Source organism: Vibrio sp. (assembly GCF_047973365.1).
In the GTDB taxonomy this organism is placed as follows: domain Bacteria; phylum Pseudomonadota; class Gammaproteobacteria; order Enterobacterales; family Vibrionaceae; genus Vibrio.
Genome location: NZ_JBKEBW010000119.1, coordinates 1 through 10,045, shown reverse-complemented (window position 1 = coordinate 10,045; position 10,045 = coordinate 1). Strand labels below are relative to the sequence as shown.

The following is a 10,045-nucleotide window of genomic DNA, read 5'->3' as shown; positions in this document are numbered from 1 at the left end:
TGTCCGCACGTTTTATTTTATGCTTTACATTTGAGCGACCTTCTAAATTACGCCCAATAGTGGTCAGGCTAAGTTCATTTCCTCGAATAAGGGCATTGCTACAATCGAACAATGATTTAACTCGAGCCTGATTAAAGTTCTTTAGAGATTTAGAAAGTGTTGTGTGGCCAAATTTTGTTATAAGCATGGCATCTTGAGTTGTGTTTTTTTGTTTTTTGGCGATTACATAAGATCACAACTCGCCATGCTTGTCTATTTTTTGGGGATTCGTCAGTGCGTTGGCAGATGTGTTTGACGCGTTAGGTGCCAAACGCGTCTACAAAGCGCCTTGGTCAGATGCAGACATTAAGCAGGAATTGCTGGCGCAAAGAGGTCAGCATTTTGAACCAAAACTGGTTGATTTGCTTCTTGAACACTGGGATGAATTTATCAAAATAAGATCGGCTTGGCCTGATTAAGGTTGCGATTCTTGAACCAGTACTTTGGGCATGGTGATCGTGTAATGTACGCCTTGCCCAATTTCAGATCTGAACACGAGTTCGCCATTAAGTTTTTTCTTCAAAAGGTTAAATACCAGATTTAATCCCAGCCCAGAACCGCCAACTCCTCGCTTAGTGGTAAAAAAGGGTTCGAAAATCTTCTGATGCAGCTCTTTTGCTACGCCACAGCCATTGTCTTGATATTCCAAAACAATATTGTCACCTTGCTCGTAGAAATCAATAATGATGTTTGCTTGTAACGTCTCTTTGAACGCGTGGTTGACACTGTTCATAATCAGATTAGTCAAAATTTGGGTGAGCACGCCAGGCAGGCTAGTCATCATAAGTTGTTTATCGCCTTGAATTTGCGGTTCAACGGGTATTTTACGTGTTTCTGAGTGCAAACTGGCAATCAACGCTTCAATAACCTGGTGTATACGGAACTGGCTGCGTTGCTCTGAAACTTGATCTACTGCTGTTTGCTTAAAGTCTCTGACTAACTTAGCCGCGCGATTAAGATTACTTTCTAACAACGCGCTGCTATCTGCGAGGCGTTGTATCAGTTCGCTAAACTGAGTGCTGGTTAATGTTTGTGAGGCAAAAGCGGAGGCCAGCTCATTTTGTACCTCTTGAATGACGGATGTTGCTGTTACAGCAATTCCAAGTGGAGTATTGACTTCATGTGCTACACCCGCAACCAGTCCGCCTAACGCTGCCAATTTTTCGGATTCGATTAACTGATCTTGTGTGCGTTGCAGATGCTTCATGCTCTGCTTAAGGTCGCGAGTTCGTTCATCAATGGTTTTCTCCAAGTTGAAATTGACTGTTTGTAATTCCAATTGAGTCGTTTTGAGCTGGGTAATGTTGATTGTTGTACCCCGATAGCCAAGAAAATGGTCATTCTCATAGCGAGCAATTCCCTGAAACATCATGTAGATGCTGATGCCGTCAATTTTCAACTGTTGCTCGCATTTAGAAAAATCTTGCTTGGTTTCTAGCACACGAAGCAAATCGGTTGCGTCAACAAACCAAGGGATTTGTGCGAATGTAGGACGGATATATTCATCAATTTCGAGCATTTCACGCATTGGCTCAGAAATATAAGTGAGATGCCCCTCCATATTGGTTTCCCATAGCCAATCTGATGAAACCTGTGTGAAATCAGCAAAGCGTTCTTGTTCAAACTTAATATTACGATAGAGAGTAGTGACGTTACTGGTGATGGTGTTTGTCTCTTCTGCCAGCCAATCCAGTTCGTCATCTCTTTCCATGATCCACTTTTTATGTTTCAGACAGAGCTTGTCTGCCGGGTGGCGTGGGTTGTACTTACGTAAGTAGTGAGCGACAGAAAAAATACGCCGGTTAACGCTTTCGTGGAAAACCATCAGGATGACGGCGCAGACAAACAGCGTTTTAACGGTATTGACCAATAGTGTGATAATGAACTGCTCAAGCAGGTCGTGGTAAATATCTTGAGCGCTAGATTCGATGTAAATCGTGCCGACTTGCTCCATTTTGTAATTGTCTTGATTGATGTGATACAGGGGATAGATATTGGTAACAGCACTGCCTGTTACGGGGGTTCCCGCTTCGAACTTGTATTTACCCGAAACTATTTGCAGGTAGTTGATTTTGGGTAGCTCCACCAAGCTATCGAGACGTTGTTGCAGAAAAACTAAGTCATAGTCCCAAAGTAATGTAGAAAGCAGCTCAGAGTGGATGGTTTCAATTTCGTAATGGTGCTGAGCAACGTCGCTAAACTCGCTTTTGTAGTCAAAGTAAGTTTGAGTCAATGTTGCTACGAGTGTGACAGCACCACTGAGTAAAACTAAAATAATGATAATTCTTCGACCAATGCGGCTATAAAACGGGTTGGTATCACTTTCTATGAATTGGCGACTTTTAATCATTTAGCTTTCCCTTTTTACTTATGGTCTGATTTACCTAAAGTTGCAGTTGTTTTCATCGTTGTTTTTAACTAAAGGATGATCCCAGTATAGAAGGTCTATTACTGGTCATTGGCGAAGTTGGTCTAAACTTAAAAATAAAAAGAAATGAAGGCGTTAACTATGGTTCGTATTGTACTGCTCCTAAGCTTGTTCGCTGCGCCTGTGATGGCAGCAAAGATTCTTGTAATAGAAAGCTATCATGCGGAATTTGGTTGGGATGCTGGCTACCGCCAGGGATTGAAAGACAGCTTAACACCAGCGCATGAGATCGCATTTTTTGAGATGGACACCAAACGTGTTCCAAGTCGGGAGTATGAACATCGAGCAGAGCTAGCCCATAAAGCTTACTTGCAACTGAAACCAGATCTTGTGGTCCTTGGTGATGATAATGCACTGAACTACATGCTACCGAGGTTATATCAGGACCCCATTACTATTGTGTTTTTGGGCATTAATTCAAATCCACGCGACTTACTGACCCAATATGTAGGCAACGCTGGTGTGACAGGTGTATTGGAACGCCCATTTTTTATTAAAACTATGGCAGGTATTGGTGAGGTGTTAGACAGTCCAAATACCAAGCCGAAAGTACGGGTTCTTTTCGATTTAGGCAATACGGCAAAAATTGCTGTACGTAACATTGAAAACCAGATCAATTTAATCAAACAAAACTTGAGCATTGACACTGAGGTTATGGTTATTTCAACCGAGCGTGCGTGGCAGGATGCGGTGTCTAATGCAGCAGCAGAAGGAGTGAGTGCGATAGTCGTTGGTTTATACCAAACCTTAATCAACAGTAATGGGGAGAGTGTAGCATCTGACGACATCATGAATTGGACTTATAAAAACAGTGAAGTTCCCATGTTTGGGTTTTGGGACTATTCCATAGGAAAAGGTAAGGCCGCTGGTGGTGTTATCTTGGATGGGCGTTCTCAAGGTTTACAAGCGGGAAGTATGGCGAAAGAGATTTTGGATAAAGGACTGGATGGCAACAATGTTCCTATCCAAATCGGTCACAAAGGGATGGAAGTATACATTGCCGAAGAATTCAAACGTTGGGGGCTAACACCACCTAATGGATGGAAACCCGTGGAATGGTAGTTTAAACCGAGTTTCCAGTTATAAACTGGGTTTGCATCAAGGCGGTTTTTTATTAGACTGCCTTTTTTGTAAATTGGATAGATAACGATATGGAAATTGCAGCTCTGCTTAAAAAATTAAACCAACAGCCAGAATTAGTCGAGTTTCAGGAAGTCATCGCGACGATTGATGAGCATTTCGAGTTCACCCCTAGCGCTTTCGTTAATGGTGAGACAGTCAATGCTGAGAACCAGAATAATGGTTCATGTAAGATATTTGCTTTTGCACAACGCCAAGGTTTATCTGAAACGCAAACCTTGGCTTGCTTTGGCGACTTTTATCGTAAAGATGTTCTGCAGAATCCAGATAAGGATGATCACCAAAACATCCGCAATTTTATTCGTTTTGGATGGCAGGGTGTGAAATTCTCTGGTCAGGTATTATCTGAAAAATAGTGCCTTGTCTCTAAGCTAAGAGCATCTCTCTGATAATAGTACCAAAGCGAAACAACCTTTCTTTAACTGATTTATTGGCAAGCTAACTTATTGGCAGATAAAGTGAATTGATTAAAAAGAGCCGCATTCATCCGCTGCTCTTTTTTTATCTTTGTTGTTATCTTTTCTTTAAGTAAGCAAAAACTAATTTTGTTGCTTGATTTACTCTGTTAGTAAACATATTATTTAAATCTAAATGATAATTATTATTAATAAAGGTTTGTTGATGTTTTCTTTTCTGGCCACTCTTTTCTTTATGCTGCTGTTAGGCAAAAAAGTGCTTGTTCCATATCTATCAATGATAGGATTGGCAGTGCTATTGGTGATTTTTCACTTTGCTATTGATATTGATACTATTCCGGTTCTGATGACGCTGTTTGTTGCTGCACCGCTACTGATCCGTTTTCGCTATTCAGCATTCACGCATTCTGCATTTGTTGTCTGCGTTCTTTTGCCTTCTTTGTGTGCCTATTCACTACTGCCATAACGTACTTTTCTCATGCTTCCATCAAGCAAACTGCAATAAAAATGCACCATCAACTCACGGCCATGTCGCCGAATTAAATAGCGAGATGGCATAATTTAAACACTACTAATCTTGTGGTTTTTACCTTCTGTGTTCGATACTTCTGGCGAGCAGAGAATGTCAGTGACCTATTCTCGTTTAAGCTATATACCAAACGTTTCTGTGCTATAGGTACCGATTGCGTCCTTATAAAATTCGTGGTTAATTAGCTTCTTTGTCGTTATAGGATTACGTGTTTTTATGTGCCGTTGGCTCGCGTATCAGGGGAGCTCTATTTATTTGGATGAGCTTATTTTTCACCCTGAACATTCTCTTGTTCATCAAAGTATCGAAGCTCGAAAAACTATCACCAGAGTCAATGCGGATGGTTTTGGATTAGGTTGGTATACCGAGCGTTCCACTCCGGGGCAATTTCATGAAGTACTTCCTGCATGGGGAGATGAAAACTTACGCTCTCTTGCACATCATATTCGTTCTCATCGATTTATGGCGCATGTGCGCTCTTCGACTGGTAGTCGTGTTTCGCGCAGTAACTGCCACCCTTTTATTATTGATAACTGGATGTTCTTGCATAATGGTCAAATTGGCGAGTTTTGCAAAGTCAAATACTCGTTGGAGCATATGTTGCCGGAAGATATATACATCAAGCAGCAGGGCAGTACTGACAGTGAGTTAATATTTTTGTTGATGATCATGAACGGGTTGTTTGAACAGCCGGTCGCTGCAATTCGTCAAACGATTTATGATATTGAACAGACGATGGCACGAAAAGGAGTGACTGAACCTTTCAAAGCGTCAATTTGTGTCTCCGACGGTGAGCAATTCTGGCTAGTTCGTTACAGCTCTGACCAACAACCACCTACGGTGTTTGTGAAAAAAATAGCGGAAGACATCATACTTGCATCAGAACCCCTAGCAAATGAACCAGGATGGGAGAGTGTTGCTCCTCAAACTATTACACATGTGCTGGGTAACCATTGTCAGATCTATCAAATTTAACTCTCATCTATGAATCTCATTTCATATCGGTTGAGTTGCAGGGAAAACGCATATGTTTGTATCACACAAATCAGGAAAATTATTAATATTCAACTATTTTAATATCGGTATGAAAACAAGCGGATTTTACATGGAAGATAATAATTCATTTTAATTCAAATGCTTATATTTTTCTGTCGTTGGTTTTTTCTTTCCATGTTGTATAGTTGTTGTTAAGCACAGATTAAATATTTCACACATCGAAAGAAATAAAATTTTGCTAGAGATCAAAAAAAATCGTAAGAATTGGATAAAAAAATTAAAACAAAGTTGAAAGATTAAAAAATTATTGAATAATGGTGCAAGCAAACACGCGAAGCTTTAGCTTCAAACTCATAGTCGGATACAGGAAAGAGCCCCATGTCGAACTCGTATGTGTTGGTTATCAACTCTGGTAGCTCCTCACTAAAATTTGCAGTCATTGATTCAAAGAACGGTGAAGCGTTGGTTACTGGTTTAGGGGAATGCTTTGGCCTTCCTGAAGCAGTTCTTGGTTGGAAATATCAGGGTAAGAAAACCGAAGAGGCGATTACGGCTCCGGACAATCATCATCAACATGCAATTAATCGTATTGTGGGTTTGATGGAAAGCTTGGGATTTACCAAAGACTTGGTTGCAGTAGGTCATCGTATCGTTCATGGTGGTGAAAAGTTCACTTCAACAGTTCGTATTGATGATGAGGTACTGATTGAAATTGAAAACTTGTCGGATCTAGCACCGCTCCACAACCCGGCAGGCGCAAAAGGCATTCGTGCTGCAATACAAGCTTTCCCAAACCTTCCTCAATTCGCTGTATTTGATACCGCATTCCACCAAACTATGCCGCAAAAAGCATTCACTGGTGCAATTTCTCATGAATTGTATGAGAAATACGGTATCCGTCGTTACGGTTTCCACGGTACTAGCCACTACTTTGTTAGTCGTGAAGCAGCGAAAATGCTGAATAAACCGATTGATGAATCAAACTTCATCACGGTTCACCTTGGTAACGGTGCATCAGTGTGCGCAATCAGCGAAGGCAAATCCGTTGATACTTCAATGGGCTTTACACCTCTTGCTGGTCTAATGATGGGCACACGTTCTGGTGATCTTGATCCTGGTATCATTGAGTTCCTATTGAAGAAAGGTTGGACTCAAGAAGAAGTGTTCAACACTCTTAATAAAAAATCGGGTTTCCTTGGTGTGTCTGGCTTAACTTCAGATGCTCGTGGCATTCTTGAAGCGATGGAAAAGGGTCACGCTGGTGCAAAACTTGCGTTTGAAGTGTTCACTTACCGTGTGGCTAAATACATTGGTTCATACATGATCCCACTTGACAGCTTAGACGCGATTATTTTCACCGGTGGTATCGGTGAAAACTCACTCGATATCCGTCGCGAAATCTTAAACAACCTGAAACTATTAGGCTTTGTTGAAGATGCGAAAGGTAACGAAGCTGCTCGTTTTGGCAACGCCGGTATCATAGGTAAATCTGAACTGCTCAATGCAGTTGCGATGGTTATCCCAACCAACGAAGAATTCGTCATTGCGCAGCAGTCTGTTGAGCTTCTGTAAGTTATAACGACAAAAGTTATAACAGCAGTTCCAATTGATAACAAAGCGAGCCCAAGTGGCTCGCTTTGTTGTAGAAAGACCAAGCTAAAGCTTAATCTCGTCAGTTCAACGCATGCACAAGCATAACACTGATACTCCGCAGTGATCTCCAGAACATTCACCTGATGAGATTAGTTTTGGCGCGATCAATAGAGTTTCGTTGACACTCGATTTTTGCCTCTTCTCTTCGCGTCATAAAGAGCAAGATCGGCTCTTTGATAAATATCGCCCATACCTTGGTCTGATTCATTGAAATGGCTTAAGCCGATGCTTATCGACACGCGTGTGTCTGACAGTTCGGCGTGCAACAAGGTATTTGAAACAGCTTCGATTAACCTTTCAGCAAAGGCAACTGGGGCAATATCTGCAGTATGTTTAAGAATGATGCCGAACTCATCGCCACCTAAGCGACCAATCATGTCCGTTTTACGTATCTTAAGTTTGCAGATGTCCGCGACTTTACGTATTGCTTCGTCGCCTAGGCAGTGCCCATATGAGTCATTAATTCGTTTGAAGTTATCAATATCAACCATCAAGAAGCAGTAGTTTTCGTGATATCGCTTGAATGCATAAAAAGCATCGTTGAGGTTTTCGAAGAACTTTCTTCGATTTAAAGTTTTAGATAGATCATCCACTTCCGATTGATAGAGCAGTTGCTGCTCAATTTGGTGACGTACTGTAATGTTACGTGCAACCCAAACCACGGCACGCTCACCATAGCGTAATGATTTTAAGGGGTTTACTCGTCCTTCGAATCTTTGCTCTCCAGCCGGACCTGACTTAGCATCCATGGTTTCTATATCATTAGCGGAGAGAGAATATTCAAAAACCTTGACGCAATCAGCATCAAGGGTTTCTTTGATACGCTCTTTGAACCAATTAGCTTTATCTTCCGGGAGGACGTTGGCAAGAGTAAGTCCTTTGAGTGCTGAACCTTCGTGGTAAAGGTCAGGGTTTTCTCCACCAAAAATAGCGGCATATCGCCCAGATTCGGTCAAAACAAAGACCATGTCTGGGAGAGCTGAAATAACAGCAGCATATTCTTCGCACTCATCATACTCTTTAGCCATATGCCTACCTTCACCATGCCCTACCTTTATCTTGAATATAAGCGTTTCTATTGAAATCTCGTTATTGAAATATAGGTAGTTATATTGATGCCATTTTAGCTCATATTTTGCAGAGTTAATGGTGATCAGTACGTGATTTACACATTTGCGCGAATCGAACCAGAATCTGCCTTGCTTGCTCTGTTTCGTTAACCTGTTCAAATTTGCTGTCAAAATCATCAACAATAGCTTGTTTCAGACCCTGAACGGAATCTCGCATAATGTCACTGGTAAATTCTGGATGGAATTGTACACCCCAAGTACAGCTTCCTGTTCGGAAGGCATGGTGATCATCAAGTTCACTTTTAGCCAGACACACAGCATTAGGTGGCAGTTGTTGTACCGATTGGAAATGTACCGTTTGTGCAGCAAAGTGTAGTGGAACTTGTTCAAACAGAGGATCACTGCTTGCGCTTGCTAGCCGCTCTAGCTCTACGGTTCCAATTTCCAAACCTTTGGGGTTGTATGCCACAACACCACCAAGCGCCTGGGCTATCAACTGATGCCCGAAGCAAATACCAAGCAAAGGGATCTTTTTCTCGGTAAGCTCGATAATGTTGTTTGAGAGTCTTAACATCCAGTCAGCTTTCTCCGTCACCATTGAAAGCGAACCCATAATGATCACTCCAGCTAGAGTGTCGTAATCAGGTAATGCGTTGTTAACGCCATCTAACAAAGTGACGGTGATCTCGACATCACTAATGGCTCTTTGCGCCCAATACTCAAAGTCACCGTATTTTTCTAATTGCTGTTCAGGTGGTTGCCCAACATTGACTATCAATAACGTTTTCATAAATCCCTTTTCCTATCATCCTGATATTTAGCTAATTTAGATAAAAGGAAAAATGAGTTCAATGGTTATTTGAAGTTTCTCTGCTTCGTTTATCCCGCTTATATAATTTCTTCTCCCTTGTCATAATTTATTGTTATAACTAAAGTTTCGTGAAAAGCTTTATCTGCGATAATTCGCCCCTATATCTTAAATAGTTGTAAATTCAATATGCAAACTTAGAGAAGGATCAATCATGGCAAGTGAATATATTCCACCAAGAGTCTGGACAATGGACAGCGAAAACGGTAGTCAATGGGCGAGCATCAACCGACCTGATTCTGGTGCTCGTTTTGAAAGAGAACTTCCTGTGGGCTCTCACCCAATTCAGCTTTATTCAATGGGTACACCTAATGGGCAGAAAGTGACCATCATGCTTGAAGAACTACTTGCTCTTGGTGTGGTGGAAGCCGAGTATGATGCGTTTCTTATTCGCATCGGTGATAGCGATCAGTTCAGTTCTGGATTTGTGGCGGTAAACCCAAATTCCAAAATTCCAGCGATGGTTGACCGCTCAGGCGCGGAACCTGTTAATGTGTTCGAGTCAGGTAATATTTTATTTTATCTTGCTGAGAAGTTCGGTCATCTTCTGTCAAAAGAAGGTGCAGCACGCGCTGAAGTGATGAACTGGTTATTCTGGTTACAAGGTTCAGCGCCATACCTAGGCGGTGGATTTGGCCATTTCTACGCTTATGCCGATGAAAAACAGGAATATCCGATTAACCGCTTTGCGATGGAAGCAAAACGTCAACTAGATGTACTGGATAAACGGCTAGCGAAAAACACCTTTATTGCTGGTGAGGAATACAGCATTGCGGATATCGCAATCTGGCCTTGGTATGGAAACCTTGTATTAGGTCGATCATATGGAAATGCTGCTGAGTTTTTACAGGTTCATACCTATGAAAATGTTGTTCGTTGGGCTAAGCAGATTGAAGCTCGTGAGGC

Annotated in this window: 9 protein-coding genes and 1 pseudogene; 7 read left to right on the top strand and 3 right to left on the bottom strand. The window is 41.6% G+C overall.

The features are described from left to right. Positions 1–263 precede the first annotated feature (263 nt). Positions 264–458: pseudogene (locus tag ACK5MF_RS15040) on the top strand (phosphodiesterase); the annotation flags it as partial. Here the strand turns inward: ACK5MF_RS15040 and ACK5MF_RS15035 are convergent. Next, on the bottom strand, positions 455–2,389 hold the full coding sequence (locus ACK5MF_RS15035) for an ATP-binding protein (RefSeq protein WP_416923399.1): 1,935 nt from the start codon (positions 2,387–2,389) through the stop codon (positions 455–457). The pseudogene ACK5MF_RS15040 and the gene ACK5MF_RS15035 overlap by 4 nt on opposite strands. 159 nt (positions 2,390–2,548) lie before the next feature. Between ACK5MF_RS15035 and ACK5MF_RS15030 the strand changes: the two genes are divergently transcribed. The 5 genes from ACK5MF_RS15030 (at position 2,549) to ACK5MF_RS15010 (ending at position 7,120) form a co-directional block, all read left to right on the top strand. After that, a complete protein-coding gene (locus ACK5MF_RS15030) occupies positions 2,549–3,529 on the top strand; it encodes an ABC transporter substrate-binding protein (protein ID WP_416923398.1) in 981 nt (326 codons plus the stop codon). Positions 3,530–3,618: 89 nt separating this feature from the next. After that, the gene (locus ACK5MF_RS15025; RefSeq protein ID WP_416923397.1) at positions 3,619–3,963 is read left to right on the top strand and encodes a HopJ type III effector protein; all 345 of its coding nucleotides are present in this window, start codon (positions 3,619–3,621) and stop codon (positions 3,961–3,963) included. Between the two features lie 265 nt (positions 3,964–4,228). Then, on the top strand, positions 4,229–4,489 hold the full coding sequence (locus ACK5MF_RS15020) for a hypothetical protein (RefSeq protein WP_416923396.1): 261 nt from the start codon (positions 4,229–4,231) through the stop codon (positions 4,487–4,489). Positions 4,490–4,768: 279 nt separating this feature from the next. Then, positions 4,769–5,527 carry a class II glutamine amidotransferase gene (locus ACK5MF_RS15015; protein WP_416923395.1) on the top strand — a complete coding sequence of 253 codons (759 nt, stop codon included), beginning with the start codon at positions 4,769–4,771 and terminating at the stop codon, positions 5,525–5,527. A gap of 399 nt (positions 5,528–5,926) precedes the next feature. Next, positions 5,927–7,120: an acetate/propionate family kinase gene (locus ACK5MF_RS15010; RefSeq protein WP_416923394.1), complete on the top strand. Its 1,194-nt coding sequence runs from the start codon at positions 5,927–5,929 to the stop codon at positions 7,118–7,120. Between the two features lie 185 nt (positions 7,121–7,305). Here ACK5MF_RS15010 and ACK5MF_RS15005 read toward each other — a convergent pair whose 3' ends face one another. Both ACK5MF_RS15005 and ACK5MF_RS15000 read right to left on the bottom strand, forming a co-directional pair. Continuing rightward, a complete protein-coding gene (locus tag ACK5MF_RS15005) occupies positions 7,306–8,229 on the bottom strand; it encodes a diguanylate cyclase (protein WP_416923393.1) in 924 nt (307 codons plus the stop codon). Between the two features lie 115 nt (positions 8,230–8,344). After that, positions 8,345–9,061 carry a glutamine amidotransferase gene (locus ACK5MF_RS15000; RefSeq protein WP_416923392.1) on the bottom strand — a complete coding sequence of 239 codons (717 nt, stop codon included), beginning with the start codon at positions 9,059–9,061 and terminating at the stop codon, positions 8,345–8,347. 232 nt (positions 9,062–9,293) lie between these two features. Between ACK5MF_RS15000 and yghU the strand changes: the two genes are divergently transcribed. After that, positions 9,294–10,045, top strand: a 752-nt coding sequence (gene yghU / locus ACK5MF_RS14995) for a glutathione-dependent disulfide-bond oxidoreductase (protein ID WP_416923391.1), incomplete at its 3' end; no start/stop codon positions are given.

What these genes read in the sequence shown, in the direction of transcription:
- ACK5MF_RS15025 (WP_416923397.1), top strand. Translation starts at nt 3,619, where the DNA reads ATGGAAATTGCAGCTCTGCTTAAAAAATTAAACCAACAGCCAGAATTA.
- ACK5MF_RS15015 (WP_416923395.1), top strand. Translation starts at nt 4,769, where the DNA reads ATGTGCCGTTGGCTCGCGTATCAGGGGAGCTCTATTTATTTGGATGAG.
- ACK5MF_RS15005 (WP_416923393.1), bottom strand. Translation starts at nt 8,229, where the DNA reads ATGGCTAAAGAGTATGATGAGTGCGAAGAATATGCTGCTGTTATTTCA.
- ACK5MF_RS15030 (WP_416923398.1), top strand. Translation starts at nt 2,549, where the DNA reads ATGGTTCGTATTGTACTGCTCCTAAGCTTGTTCGCTGCGCCTGTGATG.
- ACK5MF_RS15010 (WP_416923394.1), top strand. Translation starts at nt 5,927, where the DNA reads ATGTCGAACTCGTATGTGTTGGTTATCAACTCTGGTAGCTCCTCACTA.
- ACK5MF_RS15000 (WP_416923392.1), bottom strand. Translation starts at nt 9,061, where the DNA reads ATGAAAACGTTATTGATAGTCAATGTTGGGCAACCACCTGAACAGCAA.
- ACK5MF_RS15035 (WP_416923399.1), bottom strand. Translation starts at nt 2,389, where the DNA reads ATGATTAAAAGTCGCCAATTCATAGAAAGTGATACCAACCCGTTTTAT.
- ACK5MF_RS15020 (WP_416923396.1), top strand. Translation starts at nt 4,229, where the DNA reads ATGTTTTCTTTTCTGGCCACTCTTTTCTTTATGCTGCTGTTAGGCAAA.